Source organism: Sporosarcina aquimarina, assembly GCF_033253705.1.
GTDB classification, from domain to species: Bacteria; Bacillota; Bacilli; order Bacillales_A; family Planococcaceae; genus Sporosarcina; species Sporosarcina aquimarina.
This window is the reverse complement of sequence record NZ_JAUBDH010000016.1, coordinates 1-16,672: the sequence shown is the minus strand read 5'-3', so window position 1 is coordinate 16,672 and position 16,672 is coordinate 1. Positions and strand designations below refer to the sequence as shown.

At 42.9% G+C, this 16,672-nt stretch carries 15 protein-coding genes; 12 read left to right on the top strand and 3 right to left on the bottom strand.

What is annotated here, in order from left to right:
* Positions 1-213 precede the first annotated feature (213 nt).
* The 3 genes from QT716_RS16050 to QT716_RS16040 all read left to right on the top strand — a co-directional run bounded on the left by QT716_RS16050 (position 214) and on the right by QT716_RS16040 (position 3,336).
* Positions 214-453 carry a hypothetical protein gene (locus QT716_RS16050; RefSeq protein ID WP_317937177.1) on the top strand — a complete coding sequence of 80 codons (240 nt, stop codon included), beginning with the start codon at positions 214-216 and terminating at the stop codon, positions 451-453.
* Positions 454-1,489: 1,036 nt separating this feature from the next.
* Positions 1,490-2,053 (top strand): MEDS domain-containing protein, encoded by a 564-nt coding sequence (locus QT716_RS16045; RefSeq protein WP_317937176.1) that lies wholly within the window; start codon positions 1,490-1,492, stop codon positions 2,051-2,053.
* 776 nt (positions 2,054-2,829) lie between these two features.
* Positions 2,830-3,336 (top strand): DinB family protein, encoded by a 507-nt coding sequence (locus QT716_RS16040; protein WP_317937175.1) that lies wholly within the window; start codon positions 2,830-2,832, stop codon positions 3,334-3,336.
* A gap of 271 nt (positions 3,337-3,607) precedes the next feature.
* Here QT716_RS16040 and QT716_RS16035 read toward each other — a convergent pair whose 3' ends face one another.
* Positions 3,608-3,874 carry a translation initiation factor 2 gene (locus QT716_RS16035; RefSeq protein ID WP_317937174.1) on the bottom strand — a complete coding sequence of 89 codons (267 nt, stop codon included), beginning with the start codon at positions 3,872-3,874 and terminating at the stop codon, positions 3,608-3,610.
* A 936-nt stretch (positions 3,875-4,810) separates the two neighbouring features.
* On the opposite strand from QT716_RS16035, the gene QT716_RS16030 reads away from it, so the two are divergent.
* The 5 genes from QT716_RS16030 (at position 4,811) to QT716_RS16010 (ending at position 10,429) form a co-directional block, all read left to right on the top strand.
* Positions 4,811-5,380 carry a competence protein ComK gene (locus QT716_RS16030; protein WP_317937173.1) on the top strand — a complete coding sequence of 190 codons (570 nt, stop codon included), beginning with the start codon at positions 4,811-4,813 and terminating at the stop codon, positions 5,378-5,380.
* A 313-nt stretch (positions 5,381-5,693) separates the two neighbouring features.
* Positions 5,694-7,007 carry an S-layer homology domain-containing protein gene (locus QT716_RS16025; protein ID WP_317937172.1) on the top strand — a complete coding sequence of 438 codons (1,314 nt, stop codon included), beginning with the start codon at positions 5,694-5,696 and terminating at the stop codon, positions 7,005-7,007.
* A gap of 355 nt (positions 7,008-7,362) precedes the next feature.
* Positions 7,363-8,325, top strand: a complete 963-nt coding sequence (locus tag QT716_RS16020) for a 2-hydroxyacid dehydrogenase (RefSeq protein ID WP_317937171.1) — start codon at positions 7,363-7,365, stop codon at positions 8,323-8,325.
* 30 nt (positions 8,326-8,355) lie between these two features.
* Positions 8,356-9,357, top strand: coding sequence for a hypothetical protein (locus tag QT716_RS16015; RefSeq protein ID WP_317937170.1), 1,002 nt, complete (start codon positions 8,356-8,358; stop codon positions 9,355-9,357).
* A gap of 496 nt (positions 9,358-9,853) precedes the next feature.
* Complete coding sequence (locus QT716_RS16010; RefSeq protein WP_317937169.1) at positions 9,854-10,429, top strand: uracil-DNA glycosylase family protein; 576 nt, start codon at positions 9,854-9,856, stop codon at positions 10,427-10,429.
* 87 nt (positions 10,430-10,516) lie between these two features.
* Here QT716_RS16010 and QT716_RS16005 read toward each other — a convergent pair whose 3' ends face one another.
* Together QT716_RS16005 and QT716_RS16000 are read right to left on the bottom strand one after the other, a co-directional pair.
* Complete coding sequence (locus tag QT716_RS16005) at positions 10,517-11,992, bottom strand: phytoene desaturase family protein (RefSeq protein WP_317937168.1); 1,476 nt, start codon at positions 11,990-11,992, stop codon at positions 10,517-10,519.
* 166 nt (positions 11,993-12,158) lie between these two features.
* Positions 12,159-12,650 (bottom strand): sigma-70 family RNA polymerase sigma factor, encoded by a 492-nt coding sequence (locus QT716_RS16000; RefSeq protein WP_317937167.1) that lies wholly within the window; start codon positions 12,648-12,650, stop codon positions 12,159-12,161.
* A gap of 416 nt (positions 12,651-13,066) precedes the next feature.
* Here QT716_RS16000 and QT716_RS15995 point away from each other — a divergent pair, with 416 nt between their 5' ends.
* The 4 genes from QT716_RS15995 to QT716_RS15980 all read left to right on the top strand — a co-directional run bounded on the left by QT716_RS15995 (position 13,067) and on the right by QT716_RS15980 (position 16,193).
* Positions 13,067-13,357, top strand: a complete 291-nt coding sequence (locus QT716_RS15995) for a hypothetical protein (RefSeq protein WP_317937166.1) — start codon at positions 13,067-13,069, stop codon at positions 13,355-13,357.
* A 202-nt stretch (positions 13,358-13,559) separates the two neighbouring features.
* Entirely contained in the window at positions 13,560-14,102 is a 543-nt protein-coding gene (locus tag QT716_RS15990; protein ID WP_317937165.1) for a sigma-70 family RNA polymerase sigma factor, read from the top strand.
* Positions 14,080-15,096 carry a DUF4179 domain-containing protein gene (locus tag QT716_RS15985; protein WP_317937164.1) on the top strand — a complete coding sequence of 339 codons (1,017 nt, stop codon included), beginning with the start codon at positions 14,080-14,082 and terminating at the stop codon, positions 15,094-15,096. Before QT716_RS15990 ends, QT716_RS15985 begins: the two co-directional genes overlap by 23 nt.
* A gap of 143 nt (positions 15,097-15,239) precedes the next feature.
* A complete protein-coding gene (locus QT716_RS15980; RefSeq protein ID WP_317937163.1) occupies positions 15,240-16,193 on the top strand; it encodes a calcium/sodium antiporter in 954 nt (317 codons plus the stop codon).
* The last annotated feature ends 479 nt before the right edge of the window (positions 16,194-16,672 follow it).

Here is a 16,672-nt window from a genome sequence, read left to right as displayed (position 1 = left end):
ACGTAGCCAAAAACGCTTAGGTTATTTGTCTCCTACGGCATTTCTGAATCGGTATTTGGAAAGCGCATAACACACAATTGTACATAAACTTTCGTGTCCATTTTTAAGGGGCTTGACTACAGGCAAGGCCCACTGTTTCTACTTGCAGTGGCCATTTTCTTCCTGTATCCTCAAGGAAAATGACAACTGACAAGTCGGATTGGAGGTGAGACCATGTCTTTGGGAATTACGACGCTGCTCATCCTGCTGGTGCTGTTCATGATGTTGCGCAACAAAAAGGGCGACGACATGAAGCCATTCTCCTCTTTGGACCCAGACGAGCGGAAACGGATCCAGGCATATGCCCGGAAGGTCCGCGAGACTGCCTCCGATATTAAGACGGTCAAAATCCTGCGTCAGGAGTTCGGGCTGACATTGCTGCAGGCAAAACAAGCGGTCGACTCGGTGAAGTGAGGAAGTCGGTCATCCATTGAAAACCAGAACGCACAGCTGATGGCAGCCGTGCGTTTTTTTTTATTTGTTCAGAGCAACGCGTAGGCAAGAGATTACCCGGTTTCTGTCAACCTTGGCTATGTATCGGGATGCTGGCGGTCTGATTCATGAAAATTGTGAAAGGACGGTCACTTAGCGTTCTTTCTATGTATTGGATGGGGCCAGGTGAGGAAGGATTTGTGAAGTTATGAGCGCTGGATGGCAGTTTATGAGCGTTATTTTAGAGTTATGAGCGCTGGATGGCGGTTTATGAGCGGTATTTTAAAGTTATGAGCGCTGGATGGCGGTTTATGAGCGTTATTTTAGAGTTATGAGCGCTGGATGGCGGTTTATGAGCGTTATTTTGGAGTTATGAGCGCTGGATGGCAGTTTATGAGCGGTATTTTAGAGTTATGAGCGCTGGATGGCGGTTTATGAGCGGTGTTTTAGAGTTATGAGCGCTGGATGGCAGTTTATGAGCGTTATTTTAGAGTTATGAGCGCTGGATGGCAGTTTATGAGCGAAGAGAGAGCTTTTATGAGCACTTCGTGCAGTTTATGAGCGGTACGACAAGGCAGTCTTTCCTGTGCATAGTTGAATTAGTATTCAATTCGGAATAGTTCTGAAGTTATGTCTTGCACAGGCAAAGTTTCACATTTTGTTCAACCTCTGTAGATTCACTGGTTCTATCATAGCGAAACGAGCAATGGAAGAATAGGAGATAAAGATCTTGCTGGTTCACTGCAAGTAAGCTTCGCTGATACGCGACACGAATCATACACTATTCGGAATTGTTCTTAAGTTTTGATTTGAGGGCTGAGCCTACTAACTTTTAGTGCTGGACTCAGCACGCAAAGAGTTATATGATTTAAGCAGATGCGACAGCCTATCCACTAAGTCAGTTTACGATGTCGTAGGGATCGATTTTCAATTACATGTATATAGAAATTTTCTAATGGTAATGGTTTATTGACTCTTTAGGAAAGAAGGGGATAGAATGGTCGGTTCGCTGTATGATGTGAGAAACAGCAAACTAAAAACTTTGCTGGAAGAAGAACATGCTCATATTTTATACACTTATGAAGAGGAAAGTGCTTATCTCCAACAGGTTTTGACGTATATTGAAGAGGGCATAGCCTGTGGCGAAGTTGTACTTCTTGTAGAGAACGAACGCAATTACCAAATGATTCTACACACATTGAAATCTCGTTTGACAAATGAGCAGATGCAACAGCTCCATTATGTCAACAGCATTCAATTCTATTTGTCCAGCGGCAGTTATTTTCCGCCTGCGATTGAAGCTCATTTCACGAAAACGGTTCAGCAGTATGTGGAAACGAAGAGGCCATTCCGATCCTGGGCTCATGTGGAGTGGTCGACGCTTAATGGCCCCACGCAACTAATCGAGCAGTTCGAAAGAATTGTGGATGAGGCGGTTCACAAATTGCCATTTTCCTTGATTTGTGCTTACAACAGCCACCTTATACCAAGTGAGTTGTATGCTATGTTGCTGCAAACCCATCCTTATTTACTGAATGCATCCGATTTATGCAAGTCCGAGCAATACAGTGCTCAATTTTAAAAAAGGGCGATGCATTGCCAGTCAGGGTGTTTCGTTACACGGGTGCCTTGTGCGTAAAATTGTGGTGACTTGGACATTTACTCAATGAGACCAGGAGCGCGAACGAGTAGTCAATGCACCGAATATCCGATTGAAGTGCGGTCGGCGGAAGGTGAAGAGTGTATTAAAAAAGCAATCATCGGATCTACTGCATAGCGGTGCAGGGACGGGTGGTTATTTTTTTGTCTTGATGACAATCGTTTTGGTGTCAGGTCGTGTTTAAACTAGGCTTGTCCATTTTTAAACTGACACTTGTACCTTTTCGCACACGTTCGTTCAACTGCTGCAAACGTGATAGCCAGCTTAGGAAGATCGATTCCCATCTTTGCCGCCATCATGGGATTTCAGCAATCCATTTAAAGCGGCTGATTGTCGTATAGGATGTGCACGGTAGCCCTTCTCACATTTCACACCCCTTTTAAAACCCTTCATTTATATGGATTTTTGAAAAAATTCTTGTGCCCTGTATTAGCAAGTTAGAAAGCATGAGACTTAAGATTCCAACTTGCTTAGTCCGTGTATAAGACGGACTGTCAGGATTTTCTGAGGTCCGGATTCGTAAGTCCGTTGACTTCAACGTCCTGTTCACATCTCCCTGGAATTTCAGAAAACTTCATCAACGCTTCAGACGCTATTCGGAATTGTTATTGAACTGCGCCTTAAACAGTATAGGTTATTAGGTGTTATCCTTTTCATAAATAGACTTGGCGAATTAGTTATAGAATAGGAGTGGCCGTATGAATGACAATGGATTGATAGAGGAGTATAAAAGCTTTTTAACCCAATATACACGTGACCAGTTATGTTATATCCCCGAGCCCGGCGTCTGGTCGGTTGGTCAAATGTATGATCATTTAATTGTTGTAGCTCATGAGTATCTGGACAGTGTTGACGCTTGTGAAAAAGTTGCGGGAGAGCAAAAGCAAGGGAAGACAGAGTTCGGAGAGCGCTTATTTAGGAATGGTGGATTTCCTCCGATTAAAATCAAATTACCAGCTGAGCTTGATGCGCCGCCGGACAATAGCAAAACACGGGAGGAGATTCTGCTCGAGCTCGATCGGCTATCGGAAAGAATGAAGCGACTGGAAATGAAAGTAGAGGATATAAACCCACTTAGTAAAGTTGAACATGGGGGATTTGGATGGCTCAATGCCAAAGAATGGCTGGATCTCGTTAGTATGCATTTTTGTCATCATCTGCGACAAAAAGAACGAATGGATCACCAATTGAAAAACTGTAAATGAACGTATGATTTCATCGCACAATTCGGACGCTGTTTAAGGGAGAGTTTCTGTTGAACAGTAACAAGGTCCGTTTTTTTGTGTGTTTTTTTCTTTCCAGTCAACAGGGTGAAAATTGTAGTGCTTATTTTGAAGAACCGTCCCTCCCGATATGTGTGAGGGTAGGCAGCTAAAGAGGCTTTTCCTATCTCATATTTCCTCTGGACAGATAAGCCCATTCACGACCGGTCATTTCCTGAGTGCATCAGCCTAATAGATACTGCAAAAGAAGAAACTATTCTTTTCTATCCATTTCATCTATTTTTTTAGTTAATAGATCAATTTGTTTTTGCATAGATTCAATTTGAGTTGTGTGATCGGATTGGATTTGTGTGTCAGGACTACTCGGGTTTTCTAATTGTTTTAGTACGATGCCTGCTCCTATTGACTGAAGACCATCGCCTAGTGTGGAAAGCAATGCTCCAAAAAAACCAATTCTCGCTGCAAAAATTTCAGGAGAGGGAGTGTCCTGCCCTTGCGGAGTGTTATTCGAATCATACATAGCGCCACATCCTTTAACATGAATCATCTATTCATCATTATCATATGTACCAGGTGCTTCAACGTTGTATCCGATAAAATAGTTTACGTGTACACCATGTCATTCTGGTATTATTCAGGATTGATCGAGCAGGGGTGTGATATGGCTTAGGCAAGGCATATGTCATGTGGACAGCATTCAGAACTATGAGTAATGGAAGACAACACCTAAAGATAAGTAAAAACGAGAGCATTTTACAATTTTAGTAGACAGGACTGAAATCTCTGATTATACTAAAAATAAGGAATCTAATATGAGTCAATGGTTTTAGTTATTGAGCCATATTTACCACAAAACCGGATTCCTTAATCGGTTGAAAGGTTCTAATTACATAGATTGAATTTGTTGAGTTAAATGTTTTTTTTTTATGTGGAATACGAAGTGCAATAGCGACTGAAGGACCGGCGGACCACACACAAAAACTGAATTATGTGAGAGTGTATAGCTACTTGGAGCGGTTTTGAAACTAATTTCACTAGTAGATTCTCGAACTGAGCACATACGGCAAAATGTGTTCGATCTACATACCAGTAAGGCTGTGCAGAGCTTTCAGCATTGCTGATCATTTGGATGGAAAGCGTAAAGACAAATCATTGTCGAAGCGTATTATCTAACAGTTTCAGCTCGAGTGATGTAAGCGCTTAACTGAGATTGGTTTGTAACCGAAAACATACGGTGCGCTGAGACAAGTGAACTTGCCATTGTAGCAATGGCTTTTTTGGCTGTGTTTTGAAGGGGGTGAGTGATTGGAGGAACTGAAGGCGAAAAAATCTCCGATTGTGATAGTCCGGGAAGACCCACTCGAAGACAACCACTGGGGTTAACCAGCTTATTTGCTAGTATACCCCTTTTTTCATAGAAGTACCACGTACACCTAAAAAAAGGGAGGCTATTTTTATGACTTACAACAAAAAACTGATCTTAACTACTGAAGCAAGCATTATACTTCCACACTACAGCGACAACGGAGAACTTCACTCGAAGTACATGGATGGCGATAACTATCGTCTCGTACCGATGAAGCCGACGGACCTGATCGACTTGAATTTGCGTATGGCGGGCACCAGTTTAAAAGGCGCAGTTGAATGTGCGCGCAACCTTCTCGGATCCGGGACGATGGCTCCTGTCGTCATTAGTAAAAAGCATGCCATGTACTGGATTCCGGTGACTTCGTCAAAATTACCTGAATGCATCTGGATTGCTGTAGGACATGTCCGGAAATATGTTGCAAGTCAACGCGGTGGAGTTAGGGTTTACTTGAAAAACGGCAGTGTCGTCAATCTTACGTGTTCGTATTATACGTTCCATAACCGGATGTTGCGCGCATATTCACTCCGCTGTCAGATTGAGTCCCATGCAGAAGAAGTTCGTAAAGCAGACGGTATATATGAAAAGACCTATATGATCTGTAAGGAAGCCGGTGTGAATTATGACTGGAAAGAAGGAAAAACGCGTGAACCGAATTGAAACTGGTTTAATGGTGGGAATATAGAAGTGATGAGATGCCTTCAGCCGTTTGGGTTGGAGGTTTTTTTTGTGGAGGTGATGGTGGGGCGAATGGAACGAAAAAACTAGTAGGAGATAAAGAGAAAGATTGATGAGTAAGAATAAGTCTTGCTTGTGTACTGTATGATTCGGACTTTACTTCGAGTTGTTCTTATATAATAGTATATTTGGACGCAGTTTAGACACGTATTATTTTGTTTTTTCATTCAAACTGACTAAAATCAGTCGATATAAAATACAGCGTACAGAACTAGTTGCAACAGGAGGAAATGACTTGAAGAGAGATATAAAAAGGTATAGCAAATGGTCGGTATTGATCATTCTGTTATTGACTATATCCATTATAAGGCCGGTAACGGTTGAGGCAGATGGTTTCCGTGATGTGTCGCCTGCTTATAATGAAGCGGTCAGTTATTTAACAGATAGAGACTATACAAATGGGATTTCAAAGACGCTTTTTGGTACAGGCGATCCGATTACTAGAGGCAGTGCAGCCATCATATTGGCTAACGCATTGGAGCTGCCGCTGAACCCTGCCGCTTCACGAGAGTTTTCAGACGTACCTGCACGGGCAGCGCAGGCAATAAGCGCTTTGAAAAAAACAGGGATCATCCGCGGGAAAAGCGCTACCTATTTCGGTTTTACAGAATCGATCAAACGAGGTGAAATGGCGTTAATGCTCAGCCATGCCAAAGCATATGGCTTAACAGGTGATGTGTCTGACATTGTGTTCAGTGATGTAAACAGCCGTTACAGAGAAGCGGTTGCAGGATTGGTGGCAAATAACATTACAAAAGGAAAGTCAGAGAAGCGATTTGGAACAGATGATTTGCTGAAGCGCGGAGAATTTGCCGTTCTGGTCTATCGTTCAGAAATGGACACGTTGACGAAGTCGATGCCTCAAACGTACAGTGCACTTGCGGATTATTTGCAAAGCGGAGATGTAAAGTCCATCAAATTGATTGGCGATAGTATTACAGCGGGTGCGGGCGGAATGGGCTACATGGTTCCTGTAGATGGACGAATCATTTTACAAGATAAGAAATCGATCTACCGGGAATCGTCTAAGCAGGCGGATACGTGGGCAAATCGTTTTCGTTCCTATACGGAGAAGCCGGAGTTCGGCTCTGTGGATTTCTTCAATGCAGGAATTAGCGGGAAGACAGCAAAATGGTCGCTGGAACGCGTGGACCGTCTGGTTTCATCCGAAGAAGATGTTGTTTTTGTCATGCTGGGTACGAACGACCGGCTCATTGGTGACTTAAAACAGTACGAACAGACGATCCGCAAGCTCCTGAGAGAAATAGATGAACGCTCGACGCTGATGGTTGTCATGGCGCCGCCTCCTTCGACGCAGGAAATCGCAAGTTATCAATTTTCGCCGGAGAGCATTAACAATCTTTTAAAACGAATTAGCAGTGAACGTGGCTATCTGTTTGTTTCGCATTATGATGCATTGAATGACTATTTAGCACAACATCCTGAAATATCGTATGAGCAATTAATGGAGAAAACAAGTCCGCATCCTACGAGCGCTGGATATGAAGTGATGTGGGAAGCGATACGGAGTAAGTTGCAGTTGCGATAACCAGAAAACCTCCTTCAGGTGTTGAAGGAGGTTTTTTAGGCTCTACTCTAATACTATACAGAATTGGAAAGGAATTCCGTATAGCAAGAGAGGAGTTCGGGAAAATAGTTCAAGCCAAATCAAACACATCAGCAAGCTACCTAAATGACTGATGAGGGTCATCTTTGTCGGAAATCATATTCAAAATCAAGATTTCATCGACCGTTGCCTGCTCAGCCAGGGCATGCAATTGTTCTTTCACTTGTTCCGGTGTCCCGATTACAAATTTACTTGCGTCATGTCTTGTAACTGCTCCTGCATAGTACCATTCCCATGTGCTACACTATTGTCAATTGCAAGAATAGGAGGGATTCCGATGAAACCGAAAATCTATATAACAAGAAAAATGGATGAAAGAATAGTTGCGCCGCTCCAGGAGAAGTTCGATGTCCGAATGTGGGAATCGGAAAGTGAGCCGGTTCCGCGTGATGTTTTATTGAAAGAAGTGGCGGACGCAGAGGCGTTGTGGACAGTCATTTCCGATCAGGTTGACCATGAGATAATTGAAGCGGGGAAGAAGCTGAAGATTATTGCCAATATGGCGGTAGGATATAACAACATCGATATAGCAGCTGCGAAAGAGCACGATGTTGTGGTGACGAATACACCCGATGTCTTGACGGAAACGACTGCAGATCTGACTTTTGCGCTTCTTTTATCGACGGCACGTCAATTGACGTTCGCTGAAAGTGAATTGAGGAAAGGCAATTGGACGTCGTGGTCACCTATGGGCTATACAGGGATGGATGTGGGCGGCGCAACGATTGGTATTATCGGTATGGGGCGGATCGGTGAAGCAGTTGCGCGCAGGGCAAAAGGATTTAACATGGACGTTCTGTATCATAATCGAAACCGGAAACATGAAGCGGAAGCGGCGCATGGGTTTGAATACCGAGAGCTGGACGCATTGTTGAAAGAGGCAGATTTCGTTGTCCTTCTTACACCGTATACGAAAGAAACGGCTGGCCTTATCGGTTCCAGGGAACTGGCGCTGATGAAAAAAACAGCGGTTCTGATTAACGTGTCGCGTGGCGGAATTGTCGACGAAGCGGCATTGTATACTGCGTTGAAAGAGAATACCATCTGGGCTGCAGGCCTCGACGTATTCGAAACAGAACCGGTTCCGCTTGAAAATCCTCTACTTTCATTGCCGAATGTTACTGTACTTCCGCATATCGGCAGCGCGAGCATTAAAACACGTCTCGCGATGATGGAATTGAATGCGCAGGCGATTATGGATGTGTTGGAGGAGCGCGCGCCTAAGAATCAGGTGGAGTGAGGATTCGGATAGAGAAAGGAAATGGACTTTTTGAATAAAATCACACGTATACTAGTAGGATCAGCGGCATTACTAACGTTAGGCGCATGCATCAATTGGGATAAATCAACGCTGTTTGCGCACGTTCTGTTTACAGGACTGGGAATCCTGCTTGCCATATCTTTGCATGAAGGGGGTCATGTGATTGGAGGGATTCTCGCTAAATCGAAGCTTATGTTTTACGCCGCGGGACCTTTGGCGGTAAAGCGTACAGAGCGTGGGAAACTTACAGTTGCATGGACAGACAGCTGGACACAAGTTTTTGGATATGTGCAGGTCGAGCATGATGAGCAGCGGCTAGAGAAGTCGATTCTTTATACAGTTCTTGCAGGACCTCTCGCAAGTTTGCTTGTTTCAAGTCTGTACTTCAGCGATGTCTTTCTGTTACAAGTGACGGGTCTAACGAGTTTCTTACTGTTTCTGGCAACTTGTATACCTTACCAATTGAACGGATTTTTCTCTGATGGGTACACGGTCCTCCAAGTCGCTAAAAACAATCCAGTGTTCATCAATTACTATCGTATGACGAATAAGCTGTTGGCGAAAAGAGATTCCTCCACATGGGATAAGACGCTTCAAAGTAAGGCTTCAAGTGTTCCAGCGTCGGAGTTATCCACTCCCGAATTAGCGATTTACCTTATGTACTTGTTTTACAGTGCAATTGAAACGGACAATACGTATTATCTTAAGAAATTTTATCGGACAATTGACATACCTAGTCTGACAGTAAAACACAAAAGTCAGCTGGCAGGAGTCTATCATTATTATATTGCAGCGCAATATTTCCTCGGTTTGCCGATTACGATTTCGAAGAAGGAAATGGACGAATTACCGGTCATTGACCCGCTGTCTTCGGCCCGTACGAATGCATTATTAAGTGAGACACCTATGGTGGATGAAGCATATATTGCTTATTTGAAGACGATAAAAAAGGATTCATATAGCTTTCTGCAAGCGGAAAAGAAATTTTTCGAATACTATGTTGTGAACTAAACGAACAGGTTGTTGTGTAGGACAAAAAAGTCCTTTACGATAACCTGTTATTATTCTAAATTTGGGGAGCTTATGCACCGTACTAGTGAGAAAAAAGGGGATTGCCTTAAACATATTTTTTACATTAGATGAAAGAAGTATAGAGAAATATGGAATTTTTATGGATTTAGAAATTAGTTTATGGTACTATAATACTAGTCCTTTATAAGTATTTAGGTTTATTGGAATGTAAATGGAGTAAACTCGAAAATACTACAACTTGGAAAATATGAAAACTACTTTTGGATACTTCTACAACTATTAAGCTTTTCACACCAAGATGACTACAGAATGAAGGGTCAATTAATCCGTAGATTTTTTGTGCGTACATATTTTTCGGTATGGGAAGAGGGAGAAACCCATGAAAAGAATTATAGATTTGCATCTATCCTTTTTGGATCGCATGCTTGCAGATTAGGGTGTCGTACAAGAGTTGGAGCGCGAGCGTATTTCCATAATGCCTCAGTTTGCGGAACGAGTAGAACTTGCACGCGCCTATTACGATAAATTTTATTCCAAGACCAGTAACCGGCTCGTCTTTTGCGGCATTAATCCACGTCAATCTGGTTCTGGAAAAACGGGTTTGCCTTTCATCGATTTCAATGGAATCAATCAGCTTATGTCGGGTAAGTATAAAGATGTGCAAGAGCGAAGTGCTCAATTCATGTTGTCCATTATTAATAAGTATGAGATTGGTGAGTTTCAGAATGCGGTGTATATGACCAATCTGTCCTGGTATGGATTTCGACGAGATGGTAAAAATATGAATTACTATAATCTGCCTCGTGCTATTCGTGATCTGTTCATTGAATCTTTCATAGAGGAGATGAAAATTGTGCAGCCAACCGCGATTGTACCGCTTAGTGGAGAAGTCGAGCGGAAACTGAAGAAATTAGCAGCTGACGACCAACTTGACTTCCCGATTGCAGAACGGCTTCCGCATCCTTTTAATTGTTCGTTTCCTACAAATGTAGAAAAGGCAAGGGAAAGGTATCACAAGTGCATTGAGCAGCATACAGGATTGCAGATATAAAGTAGTTGTTCTTCAAGAGAGCCAATGGAATCAGCATCCATGCAATCGCTGGCTACTTATTAATGAGACTAAACCAACTTTTGGATTTCACTTTCTGTCCTTCATGATTGCTCGCGCTGCATGGTAGCCGCTAAGCGCTGAAGATAAGGTTCCGGGTCCAGGAAAAGATTGCTCTCCGACGATGTAGAAGTTCGATAGAGAAGAATGCACGCTTTTGGGTTTAAGAATCGCATTTCGTACAGTCAATGGAAATCCGCCGACTTCGGTTTTACCGAGATACTTTTCATACGTGACGGGTGTACCAGCTTCTGAAGAAGAGATGTACTTTTGAACAGGAAAGACTCTTTGAATTTCTTCAAACATCGCTTCCTTGACGCGTTTCTTTTTCTGTAAGTAGGTTTCTTGAGATAACGATTTCCACTGTTCCGACTGTGTATGTATGGAACAGGTCATCATCAGTTCGTCTTCGATCCTCTCGTTTTTTCGATTATAAGCGGGCTGGAATGTGACGTATACAGGACCGTGTCCGTCTGTATATAAAACCGTTTGTTTTTTATCTGGAACAATCTGGGCTGCAAAAGGGAGGGGGCGGCCGTCTAACACGCTGTGCCTGAACGTTTCCTTCAACAGCGCGTCAATCCGGAATGCGCCCCAAGAAAAGTCTTCTGCTTCTGCATGACTTGTGCCCTCGCCGAATGAAACTCCACTGTTATTGATGACCGTATCAAATAATTCCGAGCGTCTTTTAGTAACAATCCGCCACTTTTTCTCTTCTAGAATCAGGATTTCCACTGGAGAAGCGGTCCGCACGTCACCGCCGAGTTCTTTAATGCGCTCGGCAAGTGCTTCACTTAGCTGACCAATCCCTTTATCCACGTAAAAACTGCCTCGTCTGTAGATGGTGAGGGCAAGGCTGGACGGCAGCAAAGCGGCTTTTGTGCAATCGATTTGGGCGGCGTCAAGCAATTGGGCGTCTAAAAACTGGCGAAATGGTTCGTACGTTTCGAGATGATGCACACGCAGCAGATCTTCAACCGTCCGCAGAGAATTGCGGGCCAGACGTACCATGCTTCCCGGATGGGAAACGGCATGACGTGGCAGCTTGCCTAGATCAACCATACGCCGTATCGGCAGCGATACGCCTGTTGCGGTCACTCCGAATACCGCTTCACTAAGTTGTTCTAATTCGTGCCAAAAGTCGAGGACATCATCGCTTCTTTCAGGGAAGGCGCGAACGAGTTCCGCTTTCCATAAAGACGGCTCGCGATATAGCGAAATAGTCCGATCCTCCAATATGACATCCATCGGGTGATCCAGCACGTCGGAAGAGATCCTGATATCGAGTTGCTGGAACAGTGTATCCAATAATCCCCGGTCTTCTAATCCGAAAGCAATCGTCGCGCCAGTTGGAAAACGCCGGTTTTTCCGAGCATATGTCCCTGCTGATCCACCGACAGTTACCGCTTTTTCGTAAACTGTCACTTGCCAGCCTTCCTTCGCCAAAAAAGCTCCAGCCATTAGTCCACCAATACCTGCACCGATAATACCAACAGTTTTCTTCAAGTAAATCACCTTCTTTCTTAGGTATGTCACGCGATTGCGCTACTGGATACGAACAATCAATCTTTCTTCTTGCCTTTAACAGTATCATTTGCCCGATTCACTTGCACTTTACACATCTCGAATTACAAACAGACCATCCACTCGCTACAGTGGATGGTCTGTTTACCTACACCAGTTGTTTTTCAGTTAATCGTTCGCGCAGTTTCAACAGCAGTCGCTCCCGTCGTTTCTTCACTCCGGGTACAGTGATTCCAAACTGTGCGGCGCATTCTTTCTGGGTTAGTCGATCCACGTAAAGGAATGAAAGTAATTGGCTTTCTTCCGCAGTCAACGTTGACAGCAACTCACTGAAGGAATCATCCTCCAGGACATCCGACACAGATCCGCACAGTGATTCCATGACGTCATCTTCAACAGGGACATTCGATGTGTTAAATTTGGACTCGCGTTTCAGCTCGTCCAGCAGCGCGCCATAGATGGATCGGTAAGCGAATGGTGTAAAATCTCCTTTCGTTTCATCGAATCTTACCGAAGCCTGCCATAGTGCGACCCGGCCCGCTTGGCGGAATTGTTCAAAGTCACGGTAAATATGCAGTTTGCGGATTACTGCTGAAATCATTGGTTCATATTGCTCGAGTACTTCTTCAAAATTCTTCATGATAATCGACCTTTTCAGGTCGTGCACGACTCAATTATTCCCTGGGTGCTTTCATCATAGAGCGCTATTCAGGAGAAAACGAATTGTGAATTTTGAAGTTTGGCACGCTCAGACTTGGCGAATGATGATTGAAATTTAAATGCGGGACGTTGGTTAATTAAGATTTAACTAATTTGAAAGAGGGATAGTCAATACAAGAAATCATAGAGTAGTCAACCTGTTTTATGGATTGCGATTTTGGATGATACTGGGAGGCTCGCATGATATCATGGAGTTAATTCTAAAAGGTGAAAAACTGTATATGACCAACGTTTTACTTCGTACTCTGACAATCTACTTCCATCCCGCGCACGTGTGTATGTTATTAAGATGGACAGTCGTGAAACGTACGAGGTTTATGAACAGGACGAGCAGTGTTGCCTGGAACAAATACTCAGGAATTAGAGGGGATCATTATGCTAGATGGGCTGCTTGATTTTAATCCGCTTGCAATCATCCATTTTGATGTTGAAGATACAGAGAGAAAGAATGGTCAATATATTGGAACCTATGAATGTTGGTTAACTATTGAAATCATTGAATATCTTGAATGGAAAAATTACGGGAATGCTGAAGTGCTGGAGTTCACGGAGAATGAAATTTGGCTGGAATCTGAAAAGGGAACGTTTTTAGTAACTCATGAAAGATTGTGGAAAGACAAAGAATGAAAAATAGTAAATGGTGAGTATTGCTATTAAGCGAACGGGTGTTATTGAACGCAATTCAAGTACAAAACTTGCGTCTGCTTCATCCGTTTTGGAATAGTTGCAATTAATTCAGGGTGGCTGTAGCCATCCTTTTTTTCTTTAATTGAAATAAATGCATCTTTTACGTACGGCACACTCTCTAATAAGTAGGACGGTGAAAAAGATGACGGTGAATTCCAAATTAGTCAAAAAGGCGGTAAAAGGGGACCAAGAAGCGCTGTTGACTTTACTTCAGCAGGAAAGAGAAAAACTCTATAAAACCGCATTTAGTTATGTGCGAAACGAAACAGATGCCTTAGATATTTTCCAACAAACGGTTTTGCTTGCCATTGAATCCATACATCAATTAAGGGAACCGAAGTTCTTCTCTACGTGGCTGATGAAAATTTGCATCAACACATCACTTGAAGTCCTCCGAAAACGAAAGAAAGTCGTTGTCATGCAGGGAGCTTCGATGGAGAAGGCAGCAGCGGATATAGAGCTATCCGATGAAAAACTGGACTTGCTGAACGCGATCTATCGGTTGGATGAAAAGTATAAGACGGTTTTACTATTGAGGTATTACGAGGATTTAACTTTCGAACAAATTGCCGAATTGCTGGGCGAACCACTTGGTACCGTCAAGTCCAAAGGAAAACGGGCTTTATCCAAAATCAAGGCCTCGTTAAAAGGAGTGTATGCAGATGACCGAGCTCAACAATTTTAAAAAAGCCATCGATGAAATTCCTGTTCCATTAGAAAGATTAGATGCGATTTTATCGGATTCGTTTAAGAAGAAAAAAGTGAAAAGATTTCAATTTTCACGGATTCTTAAATATAGTGCAGCTGCCGTGATCCTATCTTTTGGACTGATTTCCAGCGCTTATGTATCCCCTGCATTCGCTAATTTCATCACCCAGATTCCGGTAATGGGTCATGTTTTTGAGCAGTTCATATTAAAAGAAAGCTACTATGCAGCCTATGAGGAAATCAGTACTGACATAGGTGTTTCCTCTATAAGTAATGGGGTTCAGATGGATATTGAAAAAGCGTTTTTTGATGGGAATACGATTACACTCGGCTTTGTAGTGCATACGGATGAAGGCATCGAGACTGCGCCATTATTCGAAAAATATCCTGAAGTCATAAATAATTCGATTTCAAATGCAGGGTATGATGGAGAGTATGTAGAAGGTGTTGGTTTTGTAGGGATGATGGAGATCTCTGGTCTGTCGGATACGAAAAACACTGTGAATATTGTCTGGAAACCCAAATCGATATCCTTCGATGACAAGACGATTGATGGAAATTGGCGATTTGCCTTTTCATTAGATAAATTAGAGGGGATACTTATTCCGATTAATGAAAAGGTAGAAAAAGACGGTGTGACTGTTCAACTGATCGACGCAACCCAAACAGATGTCAATTTATCGATTAATTACCATCAAGACGTTGCGCCTTCGGTTCACGACAAATGGATGGCCGTTGAAGCTGAATTACGGGCAATTGATAATTTGGGGAACGAATATGAAGTTCCTTATACCAGCGGAACCGGGACGAAAGGCAGTGACTCTAGCGAAGATTTGACATGGAATGCAACGGTTCATGGTTTGGATCCAAAGGCAACATCTATAACGTTTTATCCGTTTGCACATCTCAGCAATAGCCAGACGGATTGGGAAAGAATCGATTTTGAACCGATTACGGTGGAGCTGGAATAATTTCTAGTTGTGTGAGGAGATAATGAAAAAGGAGCTCGCCATTTGTTATTTTGACATTAAAATCATTGCAAATGTGGTATGTATAGTAGAAGATGGAAAAAACGATTTGAAACTACATTGGCAGGATAGGAGATAACAAACATATGGTATACGTTTTACTAGTTGTTGGATTTGTATTGCTGATAAAAGGAGCCGACTTTTTCGTGGACGGCTCCTCTAATATCGCGAGACTGCTGCAAGTTCCGCCCATTCTGATTGGGTTAACGATTGTATCCTTCGGGACAAGCTCACCGGAAGCGACTGTCAGTATTATTGCGGCGTTCGGCGGAAACGCGGATGTTGCAGTAGGTAACGTTGTCGGCAGCAACATCTTCAATATTTCCGTTGTAGTGGGATTAGCCGCATTCGTTTTTCCGTTGAAAGTTCAAAGTGAGACGATCAAGAAAGAGATCCCATTCACACTTCTTGCCAGCATTGTCATGTTTGTGTTGATAAGCGATATGGCTCTGCACGGTTTTGGCAGCAACCTGCTCACTCGAAGTGACGGGATTATTTTACTGTTGTTCCTTGCGATCTTTATGTACTACGTGATTGAAGTGGGTCTGAAAAGCCGGAAGAACGCAGCACCGAACCCCGAGTATTTGGACATCAAATGGGGGAAGAATATCGTCATTACGCTGGTGGGACTTGCCGCCATTATTTTTGGAGGGGACCTAGTCGTTGATAACGGGACGAAGATTGCGTATTCACTTGGTATGAGTGAAACGTTGGTCGGTCTTACGATTATCGCTATCGGTACGTCACTCCCTGAACTTGTAACGTCTATTGCAGCGGCGATGAAGAAAGAAAGTGAAATCGCACTAGGAAATATTGTAGGAAGCAATATCTTCAATATCCTGTTCGTACTAGGAGCCACATCGACAATCACTCCAATCGCGGTGGACAGTAAAATCTTTATCGATGTTGTTATTATGATTGTCCTGACGTTGGTGTTGTTGGTGTTCGCGCGGACCGGATTCAGGATCGGGAAACGTGAAGGATTGCTGCTGGCGGTTTCTTATGTGGGGTATTTGGTTTATATTATTATGCGGAATTGAGTGGGTGTTGACTGTGTAAGATTTACCATAAGCATAGTTCAAAGGAATTCCAATCTTGAATGTGATATGAATCATATTCAAGATTGGCGAATAGAAGATATGAGATTACTAAATTTACTTAAATCCGATAAAGTATTGACTTAGGACGAGAACTATCCTATAATAGAGATGTATAATTTCCAGGTGGTAAGGATATAGTAGTATCTATGTACAACAAGAGTGTACATTGGATGTTGATATCAATTGCTGTGTCATCATGCAGTGATTGATGGAATCCTAGAAAGGGTTTTTGGTATTCGCCTCAAGATGACTAGAGCAAATATTGAATTGCATTTGCTCGAAAGAAAATATCAGACAAAGAGGCTGGGACAAAACCCAGTCAATAAAAAAAGAACGGAGCTTGGGGAGTGAAATCCTCTAGGCTCCGTTCTTTTGAAATTTTATACAAGTAAATAGGGAGACACTCTGTTAAAATAGAT